This is a genomic window from Paenibacillus arenosi, from assembly GCF_014841135.1.
Classification (GTDB): domain Bacteria; phylum Bacillota; class Bacilli; order Paenibacillales; family Paenibacillaceae; genus Paenibacillus_B; species Paenibacillus_B arenosi.
On the sequence record NZ_JACYTN010000007.1, the window covers coordinates 63945 to 81909 of the forward strand.

The window sequence follows — 17965 nt, forward strand, 5'->3', positions numbered from 1 at the left end:
TAAAGTGAAATCGCTAACAAGGTATTTGAAAGGTAATTGCTTAGTAATTGTCGGCAGTAGCCACAGCTTCCTCCACTGATATTCATAATGGTTCTGGACAGTCTATGAGATGGGGGTGAAGCTAATGCCGTATAATCGAGCAGAGCGAATTCATCAGTTGCAGAACAAATCTAGATTCACAGAGAAAAGTATTACGCTCAAGTCTAACAAGGCGGCCCGTCGAGCTCCAAGTCTAAACAACATTCCAAAGCAGGAAGTGTAGGAACTTTCCAGCTATAAGGAGGATGATGCGTCATGGCGAACAAACAACAAGGTCACGCAAACCAAACGAAAACGACCCGTACGTCAGACAGTAATAATGCCAAGGGCAAAAAATAGGAGCTGCGATGACAGAACATTTCTCATCTCAATTAGACCTAAACAGTGATTATGACTGTTCACAGGCGAATCATGATGTGTCGCGATTAAAGGAGCAGTTGGCTTCCTTGAAGTCACAATATTCCGATCCAGCCGCAGCTTCGCAACCTGTACAAGAACAGCTCAATCATGTAGAGAATCAATTGCATTTTATAAAAAATAAATGCAGATTGAACTAATTCTCGTTAATTGGTAATTATTTGACTTATAGTTTGTGTAGGAATGCAAAAGCAGCAGGCAGCCATAAAGGCCAACCTGCTGCTTTGTTTCATTTTGGTTTTATACCTTGTAACTTCCTAACCAATAAATAGTTTGTTATTACGCTGGTGATACCGGCGTAGTAATGACTTCCACAATTGGATTGCTTCCCTGTTCTGCGGATGCGTCGGCTGTTACGCTGCCTCCTTGCTGGAGCTGATACATACGGAAATAACGTCCGCCAAGTGCGATAAGCTCATCATGGGTACCTTGCTCAACGATTTCTCCACGGTTCAAGACGAGAATGAGATCAGCACTGCGAATAGTAGATAGGCGATGTGCAATGATAAATGTTGTTCTTCCTCGCTTCAACACTTCAAGTGCATCTTGGATAATAGCCTCAGTCTCCGTATCGATATTGGCGGTAGCTTCGTCGAGAATAAGAATGGCCGGCTCATAGGCAAGGGCGCGAGCAAATGAGATAAGCTGACGTTGCCCAGCAGACAGCGTGCTTCCTTTCTCAATAACAGGCTCATCAATGCCTTTTGGAAGCTGCTTCAACACTCGATCTGCACCTACCGCTTGCAAACAAGCTTCCACCTTTTCACGAGAAATGGATGGGTCGTTCAAGCTGACATTGGATGCAATGGTTCCTGTGAACAAATAAGGATCTTGTAGCACGATACCCATATGCTGCCGCAGCCACTGTTTGGGGACATCGGTAATAAGTTGATCGTCAATCCGGATTTGTCCTTTTTGCGGATCATAGAAGCGGAACAGCAAGTTCATAATCGAACTTTTGCCTGAACCTGTATGGCCAACTAGTGCAACCGTTTGGCCGGGCTTCGCCTCAAAGTTCAAATTTTTCAATACATATTCATCGTTTTTATAGGCAAATGATACTTGATCAAACACGACATGACCTTTGTAGCGAGGCATAGAGCCATCGCTATGCGGTTCAATTGGCTCATCCATAAGCTCAAATACACGTCCTGCCGATACAATGGATTGATCAAGGTTTGCCAGCTGATTCACCATACCGGTAAGCGGATGGAACATACGACCGAGCAAATCGGTAAACGCATAGAGCACACCAAGTGTAATTACGCCACTTTCATTAAGCGCTGCTCCACCGAAAAACCATAGTACCGCAATAAATGCGATGTTCCGCAGCACGTTAACTAGGTTATGTGACGTTAGGGCATTCAGATTGAGCATCTTGTTCTGATGCTTCATATAGTCGCTGTTCAAATTTTCGAATTCGTCCATTGTATGTTTCTCACGACGAAAAGCACGGATAACAGGCATCCCTTGAATCGATTCGTTAATAATTGCGTTAATTTCACTAAGGCGTGAACGGATAATGGTGTTGTAGCCTGTTGCGAACTTGCGATAGAGTACGATCCACAAAATAATCATCGGTACCAACAATAAGCTGATTAGCGCCAATTTTGCATCCAAGATGAACAAGGCAACATAAATACCTGTAATCATAATAATACCGGATGTGAAGTTCGACAGCACGGCAACGAAAAGGTCTTTGACTGCTTCTGTATCATTCGTAATGCGGGATACAACTTTCCCTGCTGGTAGGTTATCAAAGTAAGGGATCGGCAGCCGCTGTACGTGTACGTATACATCGCCGCGCAGTTTGCGAATGACTTTGTTAGCTGCTGTTTGAAGCCCGAGTATTTTACCGAAGCTCATAAAGATACTTAAAAATAGCAGCAAGCCGTAAATCGCCATCCAGTATAAAATACCGCGAATTTCGGGCTCGTAAAAGACGAGCATTTGCTGTAAAGATAGTGAGGAGGCAGCACCTTCCCACACACCATTTTTCGTCGTAATTTTCAACACGCCTTCGTTGAAGTTACGCTCTCCTTTTGGATTCGGTACTTCTTCATTTACGAGTACGAAGCTGTAGCCGACTTGTAAAATATGAAGAGCTTCTCCCTTTACTTCACCTGGCTCAAAGCGATCCGATCGTTTATACGTGCTGCCATTATAGGTGACGTTGTCGTTAGATACAGTTGTTGTCTTATAGTAAGGATGCTCAATACCAAGAATGTGACGATCGATAATCGTCTTGGCAATGAACGGTCCGCTTAATTCTGCAGCAACCGCAAGGGTGAGCATGATGAGAGACAATATAAATGTCCCTTTGTAGTGTAGCGCATATTGCCACAATCGTTTGCCAACTTGCTTCGGCTTAGCGGATTGTTCCGTATCGAGTTGCATAAAAGGTAGTACCTCCTGTCGCTTGCAAATTAGAAAGATTGCCTATCAATATCTACTATCACGTGTTTTATAAGGAAGACTCGATTTGCTGACGCTCAAATTGTTCTTTATACCAGCCATTTTGTTGAATCAACTCTTCGTGTGTTCCTTGTTCAACGATGCGGCCATCATCAAGCACAATGATTTGATCAGCGTGTTCCACTGCAGAAAGACGATGCGTCGTAATTAACGTTGTTTTACCCGCACGCAAGTTCCGGAGATTCGTAATAATATTTGCTTCTGTACGAGCATCAACAGCGGACAAAGCATCATCCAAAATGAGCACTTCAGCATCAGAGATAAAGGAGCGGGCAAGAGAAACGCGCTGCTTCTGGCCGCCTGATAAGGCGACGCCTTTTTCTCCAACAACTGTCTGTGTACCTTGAGATAAGGTAGGAAGATCATGTGTGAATGAAGCCATATCAATGCTTTGCATCACATCTTGCTCGGTAGCGTCTTGATGGCCGTAACGAATATTTTGTTCCACGGTTTTGGAAAATAAAATTTGTTCCTGCGGCACATAACCGATCCAGCTGCGAATCTGATCGAGCGGAATTTGATCCAATGGCACGCCGTTGACTAGCATATTTCCATTTCCGAGTGGATATTCACGCAACAGCTGTTTAACAAAGGTAGATTTACCGCTTCCTGTCCGGCCAACAATGCCTAGCGTCTGTCCTTTTAATAAGGTCAATGTGACTTCTTCCAGGTTGTTCACGGTTGAAGATGGATAGCGGAATTGATACTGCTTCCATTCAAACTTCTCAGGGACAGATACTTCCTGCGTAGAAGCTGCATCTGCAACATCTGGCTTGTAATACAACGTTTCATTAATTCGGTCAAGGGAAGCGTTACCGCGCTGCATAACATTGATTAAGTCGCCGATTGCGAACATCGGCCAGATGAGCATCCCTAGGTACATATTGAACACGAGCAGTTCGCCGATCGTTAGTTCGTTATGAATGATTAAATAAGCACCGTAGCCTAAGCCGATCATATAGCTCAGACCTATCGCAAATCGAATGGTCGGATCGAACAAAGCATCCACTTTGGCAACCGCGACATTTTTCTTATACACGTCTTGTGTAATATCACCAAAACGTGTCTCATCATTGCGTTCCTGTACATAAGCACGCAGTACACGAACGCCCCCAACCGACTCAAGCACTTGGTCATTCATAACACCGAATGCATCTTGTGCTGTCGTATAGCGCTCATGGATCATCTTTCCGAACACTTTCATCGCCACTGCGATAATCGGAAGAGGGAGCAAAGCTGCTAACGTAAGCTTCCAATGGATGAGCACACTCATGGCTACAAGTACCGTTAATAGAAACACGGTTGAATCGGTAATAAGAAGCATTCCGTAGCCCGTCGTTTGAGATACGGAGCGCATGTCATTGGTGGCTTTAGCCATCAAGTCTCCTGTACGGTTCTTCTCAAAGAAGGTAGGTGTCATTTTAAGTAGGTGACGCATAAAGCGACTGCGCAGTTTCCGTTCCACGATGAAGGAAGCACCAAATAATGAGTACATCCATCCGTAGGTTATAATATAAATAATGACCATCCATACCACATTAATTAAAATGTAGCCAGTGAGTGATTCCCATGTAATGGTACCGTATACAATCTCGTCAATCGCTTGCCCGAGCAGTCGAGGAGGAATCAGTTCAATGATGCCGACGACGACTAGTAGGGTAACGCCAAATATGTAGCGCCACTTATGTTCTTTGAAAAACCAGCTGAGCTTGGATAGTACCGAAAGCATAGATTCCCACATCCTTTTTTGTTAGAGGATTGAAGTAAAGTCCTCATTTGTTAAGGTTAAGCGCACATGTACAGAAATATAAAAAAGGTATACCGTCGCAGACGATATACCTAGTGCGTATTAGATATAGACGTACGGGTCTGTTAAGCCCCGGACCGATAAATGACTTGACACAACTGGATTAAAAAGGTAATGTCAAGGTTCAATCGTTCTTGTTTAACAACAAAGCGATTGAAAGATGATTACCTAATTAAATAGTAATGTATCATTTATATGCAGGGCTTCCTGTATGCAGTTAGTGTTATAGTTGGCGTCCAACGCCAGATGATTCAGTAACAACATGGATAGCACCTGCCTTTCGTTATGTAGTAGTCAGTCTCGAAATGAAATAAAGTTTGCTTTAGCTGACTCGTTGATTCTAGCACCACATGTAAACATTGTCAATCCGTTTTTCGGAACATTTTTCCATGAATGGGTTTGGGAAGTCTTATCCAGCATTGTTATCAGCCTTTTCTATCCTTTACTAATAAATAAGGATAGAATGCCAGCGGCAATAAGCGGACCGACTGGTACACCGCGAAATAGGGCGACTCCTATAATGGTACCAACGAGTAGGCCTGTAACAATGGTAGGTGATGTGGACATGAGTCCGACGCCTCTACCACCAAGGTAGCTGACGAAGATGCCGACCGCGATGGCAAGCAGAGACTTCCAGTTCATGAAGGACGCTGTTAGTGTCGCTAGATCGTATTTGCCACTTGCAATCGGAGCCATTACACCGATCGTCAAGATGATGATTCCTATCGTAAGCCCATACTTTTCAATCCATGGAAATAGGGTGTGCGCCTGTGTAACTCGCAATAGCAGCAGGATAACCATCGCAATGGTAACGGTGGAATTGCCGCTTAGCAGGCCTAGCCCAGCTAGGATGAGCAGGATAAGCGCGGGTGTATCGATTTGTGTCATGTTGTTGTCGTACAACTCCTTTCTAGCTAGCACTTACGATAGCACAATCGATCTTGATTGCAAAATGGTTGCTTGCGAAATATCACTGTGAGATGATCAAGGTTATAGTATGTCTAATCATATATAACTAATGGAATTACATTGGGGAGGGCTACGGATGAAAAAGCTGCTAATTACCGGATTTGATCCATTCAATGGGGAAGAGATTAATCCTTCATGGGAAGCTGTGCGTACACTGGACGGTCATCAGATTGGAGCCTATCAAGTTAAGGTGCTGCTGCTCCCAACGACATTCCAACGCTCTGGGGAATTGTTGAAAGAAGTCGCATTGAACGGAACACCTGACGTTATTTGGTCTGTCGGTCAAGCAGGCGGACGTCCAGACATTACACTAGAGCGTGTTGCTATTAACGGAATGGATGCCGTAATTCCTGATAATGATGGGGCACAGCCAGTGGATGAGCAAGTAGTCGTCAATGGTCCGGCAGCATACTGGACGACACTGCCGCTCAAGGTAATGAAAGAAGCGATTCAGAAGGCGGGCGTTCCGTGTTCTGTTTCTTATACAGCTGGGACGTATGTGTGTAACTCTACATTTTATAAGATTATGCACATGATCCAAACGGAGCCGTTATTGCATGGCTGCCGCGGTGGATTTGTACATATTCCATTTATACCAGAGCAAGCGGTACGTCATCCAGGCAAGCCTAGCATGTCGCTCGAATATATACGCCGCGCGTTGATAGCGGGCATAGAGGCTATAGATGAACAAGAGTTGAATACAGTTAGTGCAGGTATTTTACATGGTGAATCATAAGCATTTTCGCATTATTCAATGGTTGTATTAGGTCAGGTAAATATAGAAAGACAGGCAAGAGGAAGGGGCTGCAGTGTGAGCGATCATATAACAGCATTGGAATACGAGCACGAAGAACGTAAATTGACGCATATCGTTCAGGTGATGGACAAGCAAATGAACTCACTGCGCGCGACGATTGGTGATCAACAGCAAGAAATTGTAGAGATGAAGCGTCATTTTTGGGATGAAGTGTCGGTAGATAAGGAGCAGCTGTTTGAAACGTACGTAAGTATCATGCAGCAAGCTAAAGACTTGGCCAATTATGAGCGTGTCCAAGATCATGCTCGTCGCTTGTTAACGAAGTTGGACAAGCATATCGGCAGTCCGTACTTTGGCCGAATTGACTTCCGAGAAGAGTACGAGGTGGATAAACTACCTGTTACAATCGGATTGATGTCGGTGACGGATGAAAATGGTGAGCATCTCGTTTACGACTGGCGGACTCCAATTGCCAGCTTGTTCTATGATTATGCGCCAGGGCCTGTGCAGTATCGTACGCCGATGGGGGTCATAACAGGCGAGATGACGCTGAAGCGTCAATATTTGATTCGCAACAGCAAGTTAGAAGCTGTATTTGATACAGGGATTCAAATCGGAGATGACATGCTTCAAGATATGTTGAAGCGCAGTGCGGATACGAAAATGAAGACGATTGTAAGCACGATTCAGCGAGAGCAAAATGCGATCATCCGTGATGACGCACACGAGGTGCTAATCGTACAAGGGGCAGCTGGAAGTGGAAAGACGTCAGCTGCTATGCAGCGAATTGCCTATTTATTGTATAAATACCGTGAAAGTATGCATTCGGAACAGGTGGTTCTCTTTTCACCGAATGATCTGTTCAACGATTACGTATCCAACATTTTGCCGGAGCTAGGCGAATCCAATATGACACAGACGACGTTCCAACAATATATGGATTATCGTTTGCGGACAACGAGACAGATCGAAGATGTCTACGATCAAGCAGAGCGGTTAATGAACCCAGCAAGTGAAGCGGTTGGTCAACTGGAGCGGGCTTCAGCACGTTGGAAAGCTTCTGAATCGTTTATGGCCGTAGCAGATGCCTTTGTGACAAGCTTAATGGACGAAGGAATTGCCTTCGAATCTTTGGGTACGCCCAAAAGAACGATTATTACAGAAGAGATGCTGAGAGAGCATTTCTACGTGACGCTAGCCGATTGGTCGCTGCCAGCTCGTATGGATAAGACGAGAGAATGGATAAAGAGCTACTTGAAGGAATGGGCTGCGAAGGAAGTAAAACGGGTGTATCAACGGTTCTTGAAGCAACCGAATTATATCGGTTCAGAAGAAGAAATGATGCAAATGAGTAAGAAACATGTAAGCAAATGGGTGCGAGAAATGCGACGCAAGGCGCATACGTATAGCTTTATTAAGTGGGATGCGATCTACGAACAGTTTAATGCGCACTTGCCGCGCTGGTGCGAGATTGCATTGGCATCATCTTCAGCAGCATCTGCTTATAACGGAAGCGAGCAAACAAATGACAGTGAAGAAAAGGTATCTGTGTCAGGGTTAGCAGGATACGCTGCTACACAGGTTGATCCTGATGCAATGCCTAACGCCTCGATGGTTGCAACTATGGGTGAACACACGCTTGCTCGAATGAATGATGGAATGATCCCTTACGAGGATGCTTCTGTCTTCTTGTACATTATGGAGAGTATAGAGGGCTTCAACACGTTTAACCACATCCGACAAGTGGTTATAGATGAAGCGCAGGATTACTCTGCTTTCCAGTATGCACTTCTATCTCGTTTGTTCCCACGCAGCAAGTTCACGATATTGGGGGATTGGAATCAGGCGATTTATGAGTCGAACCGAGTTGGTCGTGTCGAAATGGTGCAGCGTATGTTCCCAGAGCGCAAATCTACTGTCATTCGGCTGAAGAAGAGCTATCGCTCGACTAAGCCAATTTCGGAATTTGCTCATGCCATCCTGCCTGATGGTGAGCCCGCAGAGCCGTTTAACCGGGAAGGCAAGCCGCCAGTTGTTCATGTCGTTACAGAGACAACCCGACCTCAGCTTGTCTTGGAACGATTGCAGCAGTTGCAGGATGCTGGTTGTCAATCAATCGCTATATTAGCGAAAAATGAAGCGTCCAGTGCACAAGTATACCAGATGCTTAGTCAAAAGATGGATGGATTGCGGCGTGTTACGAAGCATACGCAGCAGTTTTCTGTAGGCACTTGGGTTATTCCGTCCTATTTGGCAAAAGGCTTGGAATTCGATGGCGTAATTATTTGGGATGCGGATCAAGAGCATTATGGCCATGAACGGGATCGTAAGCTGCTGTATACCGTTTGCACAAGAGCTCTTCATGAGCTTCATTTATATGCGGTAGGGCAACCTTCACCGTTGCTGCCTGCTGCTGACGTTAATTAAAGGTAAAGGAAAGTACGCTAAATCTAGTTAAAAAGCGCCTTTTGCATGCATATGTATGGCAATGCAGAAAGGCGCTTTTTTTTTGCTTTATATATTGGAATGTTATTCCTCGATTGTGAAGGTTAAGCAGAAATGATATATTGGTCATAATAAATGGCTATCATTGCCTATCGTTATCGACCACCAATCTAGGTCTAAAGGCACGGTAGTCATAGGTATGAGCAACGGGTATTGATCACTAACAATTATTTCGAACAAGGAGAGCGAGATACGAGAGAGTCTACAAGGGCATTACTCACGTGTCTCCACTACGTAATGATGAATTATGATTCACGCTCCCCACTGTATATGCAGGTCCAGCAATACATTCAGCGTCGAATTGAGCAGGGAGAATTACAGACCCATGATCGAATTCCGACAGAGAAAGAGCTGATGGCACAGTTCGAGGTGAGCCGCATTACCGTTGTGAATGCGCTTGCATCGCTTGTGAAGGAAGGCTATATTTATCGCGTTCCTGGCCGGGGAAGCTTTGTAGCAGAAGCAACCCCCCATTTAGAATTGTCTCATTCTATGAATGAACCAATTGGGAAATCACATTCCATATACAAGCACTCTACTGTGACACAGAGCCGCCTTGTCGGCCTCGTCATGCCTTCTCTGAATGACTTATTTGCGATGCGCTTGCTTACGGCAATAAGAGAAACGTTACAAGCGCGAGGACTCACTTTAATGGTTGCATTTAGCGATGGGAATAAAGTGGAAGAAGAGCGACTCATTAGACAGTTTGTCCAGCTAGGTGCAGAAGGGCTGCTAATTTTCCCTGTAGATAAGGATACGTATAATGAGGAAATTTTATCTTTGAAGGTGAATGACTTCCCGTTTGTGCTGATCGACCGTTATTTGCCCGGCGTAGAGACTGATTATGTGTGCTCGGATAATCGCCTTGGCGCACAAATGGCGGTGGAGCATTTGTTTAAATTGGGACATCAGCGTATTGTCATTTGCACAGATGCCTATCGGGAATGTGTGAGTGTAAAAGATAGAATTGCCGGATATATGAATGCATATGAAGTTAACGGACATATGATCGACCCAGCCCTTATTTTTACCGATTTCCCAATGCCTTCTGAGCAGGAAGCGATTGAGTCTAATCTATTGGCTGAATGTATGCGTAATCGAGCAGCGACCGCTTATGTGGCGCTGAGCGGCAGAATCGGTATTCAACTGCTTCAGTTAGCGAAACGGCTGCAATTGCGGGTGCCAGAAGATATTTCAATTGTCACGTTTGACAATCCAGCAAGCTCAACGGAGCACGAAACGTTCTTTGATCATATCTATCAAAATGAGGATGAAATCGGTAGAAGGGCCGCCTCAATCTTGATAAGAAGGCTGGAGAGAAGCGATGCCTCAGCTGAGGAGAGCTACACTGAACCTGCGAATAAGTATGAAAAAGTAATATTAGCGCCGCAGCTCATCATCAAGCGTTCTTCCGGGCCATTGCAGACTTATGTAAAGTTTCCATCATAATGGCGGGAACAATTAACGTGAACCATACATTCTTTATACGCAAACGAAAAAGCTGTCTGTAACCCACCGAAAGGGTTGCGGACAGCTTTTTTGTATCGAACGTTATTCTGTCTACTAAAGTTGAATTTGCAGCAGAGTGAGTACAGATAGAAAATGGGTTACAGAACCCGCTAAGACGAATAAATGCCATACCATGTGGTGATAGGGGAACGCGCGCCATACATAAAAAATAGTTCCTAACGTGTACAAGACACCGCCAGCTATAAGTAGACCCAAGCCCTGTCCAGACATAACTTGAACAAGAGGCTCCCATGCGAAGACAATAATCCAACCCATGACAACGTAGAGTGCAGTAGAGGCAAATAAAAATTGCTTCGTATAAAACGCCTTGAACACGACGCCACCAATGGCAATCGTCCATACGACTGCGAATAACGTCCAGCCAAGCTTGGCTGGCAAAGCAATTAGCACGAATGGTGTGTACGTCCCGGCAATGAATAAATAGATGGAGGCATGATCGAATGTCTCGAATAAATCTTTTACTCTACCTTCAGGAAAACTGTGTACAAGTGTTGAGGAAGTATATAGCAGTAGCATCGATATGCCGTATATGGTGAAGCTGACAACATGCAGCGGTTCGCCATAAATAGCGGCAAATACGATAAGCAGCGTAAGCGCAGCAACACTTAGCAATGCTCCAATACCATGCGTAATCGCATTAGCGATCTCTTCTCCCTTTGAATAGGTATGGGTGACGGCCATGTAAATCACTCCTCTTTAGCCGATCATGATCAAAATAGAATGCGTATAAAGCTGTTACTTCAATTGTATCGGACTGTGATTGGTCCTGCAAATAGCAAACGTCATAGTGGAGAGTAGTCTAGCATTCACCCTTAAATGAATGATTCTGTAAATTATGGATTGAATTATATTTTAGTTCATATTGTTTCTTGCTTCATCGGCTGCTTTTCCTTGTTCAAATGCAAATAGATGCGATATAAGTAAAAGGATGGTATAAAAAATAGGACTAAAGACACATCAATGAGGTTTATCGGATCATAGGGGGCATAAAAATGAGACAGAAGATGGGAAATGGAGTCGTTCTACGAACAATTGGGAAAGCTCTTGGTTCATTACGAGTAAAAATGATGGTTCCGATCTTGGCAGTAACACTTATTCCTCTCCTGGTGACAACTACGTTGTTAATTACAAATTATTCAGCACTGCTGACAAAGACGACGCGTCAAGATCAGCAGAGAATTGCGCATACAAGTGCAAGCTTCTTGGATCAGTGGTTCGCTAGTAAGAAAGCAGCGCTTGTTAACATTGATAATAATCATCCTGAACTGCGGACGAATGATCTGTCGGAGTTAATTCCGACACTGAATGCAGCGGGCGGCAGCGATGAAGAGGTTGTTTATTATGGCTATGTGGATCGTAACGGGCAATTGTACAAACCGGATGGCAGCAAGAAAAGCATTGAGGAGCTAGCATTATTCAAGCAATTGCAGCAGTCCAAAGAGGCGTTCGTTTCTGATATTGAAAAAAAGCTAGATGAGCAGCAGCCGGTGGTCGCCATAGCTCATCCTATTTTATCAGAGGCAGGGGAGTTTACTGGCGGTTTAGTTGCTGTGCTAGAACTTCAAGATGTAAACGCTTTAATAAAAGAAGTGACTTACGGTGATGATAGCTACACTTTTATTCTATCGCCAAAGTTGAATTTTGTTGTACATAAAGATCCTGAGCGTTGGGCACAGCCGTTTGCTAGTTTTTCAACGCAAGGTAAAGTAGTTATGTTCCGAGATGAGGTCATGACGAAGCACGAAGGCTACATTAACTATCAAGAAACGAATGGGGAAAATAAGTCGGCAGCTTTTGCCGAAATTGCCGAAGCCAGTGGTTGGCGACTCGTTATAACCGCTTCGGAAGACTCTTTATTGAAAACCATTGAAGACTCTAAGGTATTAGCATGGAGTTTAATTGGCATTACTGCCTTACTTGTGGGATTAGTAGCTTATTTGGTCGCTAATATGATTATAAGACCGATCCGAAACATTTCAAACCTTATGAAACAGGTTGCACGTGGAGAGGTGTCCTCGCGATTGCATGTCAAAGGCAACCATGAGATGTCCTTGCTGCAGCGAAATATTAATGAAATGCTCGATTCTATTGTAGAAATGATGCTGAAAATGAAGGAAGCGACCCAGCAGCTTACACGCTCTTCCAAGCAGTTGAGCAGTGTTGCGGAAGTGACAACATCCGCCGCGCTTAAAGTATCTGAATCCGTTCATACGGTTGTACAAGGATCGGATGCGCAATATGATGGCGCCAATCAAACGCGCAATGCGATGGAAGAAATGGCTGGGGGCATTCAACGAATAGCGGAATCGGCATCAGTCGTGTCGGATACGACGCAGCAAGGGCTTTCTTTAGTTAATCGTGGCCACCAAGAAATTCAATCTACGATGATGCAAATGAATCGCCTTAAGCAGTCGATGGCTGTAACAGCCAGCACAGTAATTGCATTGGAAAAGAAGTCGAACGATATTGAAAAAATCGTCACGATCATACTGGAAATAGCAAGCCAGACGAATTTGTTGTCTCTTAATGCATCGATTGAAGCAGCTAGAGCAGGCGAGCATGGTCGAGGGTTTGCGATCGTTGCTCAAGAAGTGAAGAAGCTGGCGGAACAGACAGCAGAAGCGTCCAACACGATTCGTGGAATGGTTGCGGATATCGCATTAGCAACGCAAGAAGCTGCAGCTTCTATAGCTAGTGGTATGCAGGAGATGGATAAAGGTGTGAAGATTGCTGGCGATACGGGAACTACCTTTCAATCAATATTGAGCTCCATTGAACAGATTCATCATCAGACGCTTGAAGTATCAGCAACATCGGAAGAGATGTCTGCTAGTACGGAGCAAGTGACAGCCTCGATGCAAGAAATCGTGACGATAGCTCGCGATTCACTTGAGCGATTACATGTTATTTCTTTGTCAGCAGATGAGCAGAAGAAGTCGATAGGTAAGCTTTCTGTTTCGGCAGATCATTTAAATCAATTATCTAGTGAATTAGAAGTGCTGGTGGATAAATATCAAATAGAGTTAGAAGTAGAAAAATGATGACAAGTGAAGACGTTTGAGATATATTGGATAAATTAAACAAAAAATATGCATAAAAAATGGAATTGATGCAGCGTGAAGTTGGTGAAGAGATCGTGCAACTAGAATGGGGGATTATTCATGATCGTCAGAGAAAGCGACCGACACTTTATTATGACTACACAACATGAGCATGCTAAATTTTCTGGTGAAATTGCTGCAATTATGTGATGACATTTCTTTATATGTTTGCATGAATGTGCCTGGGGTGTCTAAGGAGAATGAGCATCCGTGGTACAAGGAAGGATTTGAAACAATTATTCAGGATCAGAAAATCAATGCGCATTGGGTTAGCGCTAACGAGATTAAGATCGATCCTTACTTGTTTGACAGTGAATTTACAGTCACGATGAAGTCCAAATACGTCGAAAAAGATGCCATAGGTCGTATCGGAATTCATGCTGCTTATAAAGAAACGGAATGTTCAGAGCTTAAAGTGATGCTTAAACGCTAAGGAGGAAGAGCAATGATTAACAATTTATATGAAACGCATATTCAAGTGACTAATTTGGAACAATCCATCACATTTTACAAAAAACTTGGGTTAGAACTAGCTCATTTTATCGAAGAAAGAAGAGTTGCTTTCTTTTATATGGGAACAGATAGACAAATGCTTGGGGTATGGGAAGTTCCGTCAGGAGCAGTAGTTAGGAAGAGTCATTTTGCATTTGGAGTCGATTTGGATGACTTATTACACGCAACAGAATGGTTGAAGGAAAAAGGAATCCAGCCTATTCAATCCTTTGGTAAGGAACCGATTGAACCTTTAGTACATCCGTGGATGCCAGCAGCTGCAGTCTATTTTGAAGATCCAGATGGGAATGAACTGGAATTTATAGCCTGGTTGCAAGAAGAGCCGAAAGACATTGGCTATGTACCTTATCTAAGTGAATGGATCGAACTGCATCGTCAATAGCGTTGCTAAGTTACGACGATAACGTTTCTAGTCTACTAATAAACAAGGGTTGCCCCGTGATGCTGAATGGCAGTGGGGTAACCCTTGTTTGCTATTTTGCTATTTGTCGATTTCCATTCATAGAAAATTAAAATTAGTTTCACATTGAAATGTAAGTTGAGGTACAGATGTTCGTAGGCGTATAATAGGTAAGTGATGTCCAAATTTAGCCATATGAAAGACAGGGAAGCCAAATAGCAGAATACAGGTTGAACCATAACGGAAGAGGAGATGAAGATAATATGACTCGCTTGCAAACGATCAATATTGCTTTTCCAAATTCGAATGAAAATGAAACAGAGTGGATAAATCTGTTCGGTGATCTGTTCCTTGATTTAGCTAATAAAGAAAACCATGCAGTTTGCTTCACCTTGATGCCAGAACAATATTTACCATCAACTGTAATTCGAGGGGATGACGTAACATTTCCGGTCATTACGTTTGATGATGTGAAGAACAAACGTCAGTTGGCGATAGATTTGGAAACGATTGCAGCAAAGGCGGCTGCAGCCTCTAATGAACAATGTAACCATGATAACTATCTCCCAATCGATAAGCTTCATACACGGTTAAAAGGAAGAATCGTCGGCGTCGATCATACAGGAGTCAATCTCCCAACTTCAATTGTCTCTCGTCCAGAATGGGAGCGGGTATTGAACATACTTGCAGTGCACTGCAATGTCTATCATTATCCAGAAGAAGATTGGCCGTTTATTATTCCAGCTGACGAAACGGAGTTCAAAGAAGATATTACTAGCTTCGATCGAAAAAGATCGCCCAAATTTGAGCTTGTTTATGATAAATATGCGGACAAACCTATGCTGCAATTTGCACTAGAAACCAATATTCCAAGAGAAGAAATGGAAGCGCTGTTCCCTGGACCTTCTGGTTTTGCCATTCCAGGTTTGGATGAAATATTCCGTTCCGTGGTCATTCAGTCTCCATGGAATGAGCTGCTGACCATCCGTATCGATCTATATTACCTTGCGCAAGAGGCCGAAGCAGAACTTAATGATTGGGCAACAGGAGAGTGGCTTATTCGAGAAGGCGGTCGAGTCAAGGCTGGCGTAGTGAAATGATAAGAGAAGCGGAAGCAAGAGACGCTGAAGCGATCGAGCGTTTATACAAAGAACTTCTGCCTTCCAATCCTAATATTAAGGTGCTTGGTGAACGTATAGAATCGATTAAACACAATCCTAGCAGTTATTTGTTTGTCTATGAGGACGAAGATAGGATTATTGGTACAGCTCATTTACATGTATGTGATGATGCTTTAAGTGGCCATCAGCCATTTGCTGTTGTTGAGCGTGTAATCGTATCGAAGGAGTACCAAGGTAAAGGATATGGCGCTATGCTTATGAACCATATCGAGCAGCTATGCAAAGAGCTTCATTGTGTAAAGATTATGCTGACAAGCCAATCACAGCGCCAACAAGCGCATGAATTCTATACTCGATTAGGGTATGATGGTAATGGAAGTAAAGCATTTAAGAAATATGTTTAATTTACTTACTATAAATGATGACAACGAGGTTAATGTATGACTAGAATTGGAATTATACGCCATGGAAGTACGGATTGGAACAAGGAAGGAAGAGCACAAGGAAGCTCGGACATCCCTTTAAATGATAGTGGTGTAGCGGAGGCACGTCAGCTGGCAGAGCGCTTAAGCAACGAACAATGGGATGTGATTTATACAAGTCCATTATCACGAGCTAAGACAACTGCTGAGACGATTGCAAGTGAAATGAACGATGTGAATATCGTGTTGGATGACAGGCTTCGCGAAGTAAATGGCGGTCTTATCGAAGGTACGACCGAAGAAGAACGTTTGGCGAAGTGGGGAGCGGATTGGCGCGAGCTGGATTTAGGCATAGAGCCTAAAGAACAAGTGTTTGCGAGGATTTTGTCATTGATCGAAGATGTGACGGCGAAGCATGCGGGACAAAATGTTCTACTAGTAGGCCACGGCTCGTTTATTAGACATTTGTTTGAAGTGCTGCTGCCTACCTATAAGGCGGAAACTCGTTTGAAAAATACTTCAGTGTCTAACATTGTCCTGTCTAACGATACTTGGCAGTGTGAGCTCTACAATTGTACGGTGCATGTAGACGGCAAATAATATAGAAATGAAGCGACCCGGTATTGGACGCATGCTGCATCTTTGCTGCATGTGATCTGGCACCGGGTCGCTGCATGTCAGGTCAGTTTCTTATTGTTCAGGACGGTTTAGTTGTACAAATCGTTCATAGTATCTTCTGGATAAAGGGGGATGGAAGGTAGATTCATGTAATAGAATCGAGTAGTTTCCTGGTATGAGCATATCAGGTACTATTTTTTGAATATGGAGCTTATTTACTAAATAACTGCGGTGCGATTGAAATAAGTTATTTGCTTGTGTGAAAATCTCTTTCAAGGTTGACGAGGTACAAATGCGAGTGGAGTCTGTTAGAACGATGTCGGAATATAAGTGACTAATTTTTTCTACAAATAAAATCGTATCTTCCCGGATAGAAAATGAATGGTCTTTGAGATTGCATAGGATATAATGGGGCTTTAGTTGGTTTGTATGAAATTTGGCGGGCAGCAGTTGTCGAATTCCTTGTTCAATTTGTTCTGTGGAAAGCTGCTTCAAAACGACAAACTTGTCTGTTGGCAAGTGTTGAGGAAGAGGATGAAATGTATCTTCTTCTTGTAAAAATAAAATGGGCGGATCAATTCCTCGTAGATGGATTTCATGGAAGGCCATAATCATGCTTTCTTCTTTTAGTTGTGTACTGGTAAGGACAAGATCAGGCTCTAAATCTACACATAGCTGAATGAGTTTGTTCTTCGAACGGGCGATATGGATGTTTGCGCTACCTAGTGACGAAACGTAGGCCATAACCTTTTCTCTTATGTGTTCATTGTTGATGGCAACTATAGTAGTAAACTGCGGCATGGTTCAATCCTCCCACTTTATCTATTTTTACGTTCGACAAGTTTCGTGCCAGTTACTACCGAATTATTCACCGCATACTACTAAGCTATTTCCTAAATGGATTCAATAGTATACAATAAATTCACTTCTAGCAAATGGTAATTTTTTTGCCGCTACATAATGTAAATCATGTCAATGATGTTACAGTATTATTCCTCTTGCACAATCGTTTTGTCACCTCCTTCATAATGTTACTGTTCTATTTTTGAATCCACTTCAGCATTCTACTTACTTCTATTTCAGCGTTAATCAGACTATTCAACAATTCAACCACTGTTTGAATTACATCCTCTATTTCATTGATTTTGATAGTTGAAGTGGAGCAAGCATAGCATACGTTTCATTCGTCCTCTCTTAACTAGGGATAAAACAAACACCTAATTCCGATTTAACACATGGGACAAGTTGTATTATATCAATAATAGGTTCAAGTTCAAATGATAAGGAGGAA

The 17965-nt window shown here is 43.3% G+C and carries 17 protein-coding genes; 12 read left to right on the forward strand and 5 right to left on the reverse strand.

Going from position 1 to position 17965, the window contains the following annotated elements; all coding sequences use genetic code 11:
• Positions 1-124: 124 nt before the first annotated feature.
• Together IFO66_RS11675 and IFO66_RS11680 are read left to right on the forward strand one after the other, a co-directional pair.
• Positions 125-262, forward strand: coding sequence for a hypothetical protein (locus IFO66_RS11675; protein ID WP_192025318.1), 138 nt, complete (start codon positions 125-127; stop codon positions 260-262).
• A 124-nt stretch (positions 263-386) separates the two neighbouring features.
• Positions 387-596 carry a DUF2524 domain-containing protein gene (locus IFO66_RS11680; RefSeq protein ID WP_192025319.1) on the forward strand — a complete coding sequence of 70 codons (210 nt, stop codon included), beginning with the start codon at positions 387-389 and terminating at the stop codon, positions 594-596.
• Between the two features lie 139 nt (positions 597-735).
• Here the strand turns inward: IFO66_RS11680 and IFO66_RS11685 are convergent, their stop codons facing one another.
• The 3 genes from IFO66_RS11685 to IFO66_RS11695 all read right to left on the reverse strand — a co-directional run bounded on the left by IFO66_RS11685 (position 736) and on the right by IFO66_RS11695 (position 5617).
• On the reverse strand, positions 736-2853 hold the full coding sequence (locus IFO66_RS11685; RefSeq protein ID WP_192025320.1) for an ABC transporter ATP-binding protein: 2118 nt from the start codon (positions 2851-2853) through the stop codon (positions 736-738).
• Between the two features lie 67 nt (positions 2854-2920).
• A complete protein-coding gene (locus IFO66_RS11690) occupies positions 2921-4660 on the reverse strand; it encodes an ABC transporter ATP-binding protein (protein WP_192025321.1) in 1740 nt (579 codons plus the stop codon).
• A 513-nt stretch (positions 4661-5173) separates the two neighbouring features.
• A complete protein-coding gene (locus IFO66_RS11695) occupies positions 5174-5617 on the reverse strand; it encodes a DUF441 family protein (protein WP_192025415.1) in 444 nt (147 codons plus the stop codon).
• A gap of 166 nt (positions 5618-5783) precedes the next feature.
• On the opposite strand from IFO66_RS11695, the gene pcp reads away from it, so the two are divergent.
• The 3 genes from pcp (at position 5784) to IFO66_RS11710 (ending at position 10418) form a co-directional block, all read left to right on the forward strand.
• Positions 5784-6443 carry a pyroglutamyl-peptidase I gene (gene pcp / locus IFO66_RS11700; protein WP_192025322.1) on the forward strand — a complete coding sequence of 220 codons (660 nt, stop codon included), beginning with the start codon at positions 5784-5786 and terminating at the stop codon, positions 6441-6443.
• A 75-nt stretch (positions 6444-6518) separates the two neighbouring features.
• Positions 6519-8891 carry an RNA polymerase recycling motor HelD gene (helD, locus tag IFO66_RS11705; protein WP_337912932.1) on the forward strand — a complete coding sequence of 791 codons (2373 nt, stop codon included), beginning with the start codon at positions 6519-6521 and terminating at the stop codon, positions 8889-8891.
• A gap of 231 nt (positions 8892-9122) precedes the next feature.
• Complete coding sequence (locus IFO66_RS11710; RefSeq protein ID WP_225445692.1) at positions 9123-10418, forward strand: GntR family transcriptional regulator; 1296 nt, start codon at positions 9123-9125, stop codon at positions 10416-10418.
• 114 nt (positions 10419-10532) lie between these two features.
• On the opposite strand, the gene trhA is transcribed toward IFO66_RS11710, so the two are convergent.
• Complete coding sequence (gene trhA / locus IFO66_RS11715) at positions 10533-11180, reverse strand: PAQR family membrane homeostasis protein TrhA (RefSeq protein WP_192025324.1); 648 nt, start codon at positions 11178-11180, stop codon at positions 10533-10535.
• Between the two features lie 311 nt (positions 11181-11491).
• On the opposite strand from trhA, the gene IFO66_RS11720 reads away from it, so the two are divergent.
• The 7 genes from IFO66_RS11720 to IFO66_RS11750 all read left to right on the forward strand — a co-directional run bounded on the left by IFO66_RS11720 (position 11492) and on the right by IFO66_RS11750 (position 16656).
• Positions 11492-13540 carry a methyl-accepting chemotaxis protein gene (locus tag IFO66_RS11720; RefSeq protein WP_192025325.1) on the forward strand — a complete coding sequence of 683 codons (2049 nt, stop codon included), beginning with the start codon at positions 11492-11494 and terminating at the stop codon, positions 13538-13540.
• Between the two features lie 120 nt (positions 13541-13660).
• Entirely contained in the window at positions 13661-13750 is a 90-nt protein-coding gene (locus IFO66_RS11725; RefSeq protein ID WP_192025326.1) for a DUF3891 family protein, read from the forward strand.
• Positions 13751-13787: 37 nt separating this feature from the next.
• Complete coding sequence (locus IFO66_RS11730) at positions 13788-14033, forward strand: DUF3891 family protein (protein WP_337912935.1); 246 nt, start codon at positions 13788-13790, stop codon at positions 14031-14033.
• 12 nt (positions 14034-14045) lie between these two features.
• Positions 14046-14495 carry a VOC family protein gene (locus IFO66_RS11735; RefSeq protein ID WP_192025328.1) on the forward strand — a complete coding sequence of 150 codons (450 nt, stop codon included), beginning with the start codon at positions 14046-14048 and terminating at the stop codon, positions 14493-14495.
• Between the two features lie 281 nt (positions 14496-14776).
• Positions 14777-15613, forward strand: a complete 837-nt coding sequence (locus tag IFO66_RS11740; protein ID WP_192025329.1) for a hypothetical protein — start codon at positions 14777-14779, stop codon at positions 15611-15613.
• Complete coding sequence (locus IFO66_RS11745) at positions 15610-16038, forward strand: GNAT family N-acetyltransferase (RefSeq protein ID WP_192025330.1); 429 nt, start codon at positions 15610-15612, stop codon at positions 16036-16038. The genes IFO66_RS11740 and IFO66_RS11745 overlap by 4 nt, the downstream gene beginning before the upstream one ends.
• Before the next feature lie 36 nt (positions 16039-16074).
• Positions 16075-16656 carry a histidine phosphatase family protein gene (locus IFO66_RS11750; RefSeq protein WP_192025331.1) on the forward strand — a complete coding sequence of 194 codons (582 nt, stop codon included), beginning with the start codon at positions 16075-16077 and terminating at the stop codon, positions 16654-16656.
• 90 nt (positions 16657-16746) lie between these two features.
• On the opposite strand, the gene IFO66_RS11755 is transcribed toward IFO66_RS11750, so the two are convergent.
• Positions 16747-17475, reverse strand: coding sequence for a LytTR family transcriptional regulator DNA-binding domain-containing protein (locus tag IFO66_RS11755; RefSeq protein ID WP_192025332.1), 729 nt, complete (start codon positions 17473-17475; stop codon positions 16747-16749).
• Positions 17476-17965: the final 490 nt, after the last annotated feature.

Excerpts from the sequence above, each read along its gene's own strand:
- IFO66_RS11675 (WP_192025318.1), top strand. The coding sequence starts at position 125 with ATGCCGTATAATCGAGCAGAGCGAATTCATCAGTTGCAGAACAAATCT.
- IFO66_RS11680 (WP_192025319.1), top strand. The coding sequence starts at position 387 with ATGACAGAACATTTCTCATCTCAATTAGACCTAAACAGTGATTATGAC.
- IFO66_RS11685 (WP_192025320.1), bottom strand. The coding sequence starts at position 2,853 with ATGCAACTCGATACGGAACAATCCGCTAAGCCGAAGCAAGTTGGCAAA.
- IFO66_RS11690 (WP_192025321.1), bottom strand. The coding sequence starts at position 4,660 with ATGCTTTCGGTACTATCCAAGCTCAGCTGGTTTTTCAAAGAACATAAG.
- pcp (WP_192025322.1), top strand. The coding sequence starts at position 5,784 with ATGAAAAAGCTGCTAATTACCGGATTTGATCCATTCAATGGGGAAGAG.
- trhA (WP_192025324.1), bottom strand. The coding sequence starts at position 11,180 with ATGGCCGTCACCCATACCTATTCAAAGGGAGAAGAGATCGCTAATGCG.
- IFO66_RS11720 (WP_192025325.1), top strand. The coding sequence starts at position 11,492 with ATGAGACAGAAGATGGGAAATGGAGTCGTTCTACGAACAATTGGGAAA.
- IFO66_RS11725 (WP_192025326.1), top strand. The coding sequence starts at position 13,661 with ATGATCGTCAGAGAAAGCGACCGACACTTTATTATGACTACACAACAT.
- IFO66_RS11735 (WP_192025328.1), top strand. The coding sequence starts at position 14,046 with ATGATTAACAATTTATATGAAACGCATATTCAAGTGACTAATTTGGAA.
- IFO66_RS11740 (WP_192025329.1), top strand. The coding sequence starts at position 14,777 with ATGACTCGCTTGCAAACGATCAATATTGCTTTTCCAAATTCGAATGAA.
- IFO66_RS11745 (WP_192025330.1), top strand. The coding sequence starts at position 15,610 with ATGATAAGAGAAGCGGAAGCAAGAGACGCTGAAGCGATCGAGCGTTTA.
- IFO66_RS11750 (WP_192025331.1), top strand. The coding sequence starts at position 16,075 with ATGACTAGAATTGGAATTATACGCCATGGAAGTACGGATTGGAACAAG.
- IFO66_RS11755 (WP_192025332.1), bottom strand. The coding sequence starts at position 17,475 with ATGCCGCAGTTTACTACTATAGTTGCCATCAACAATGAACACATAAGA.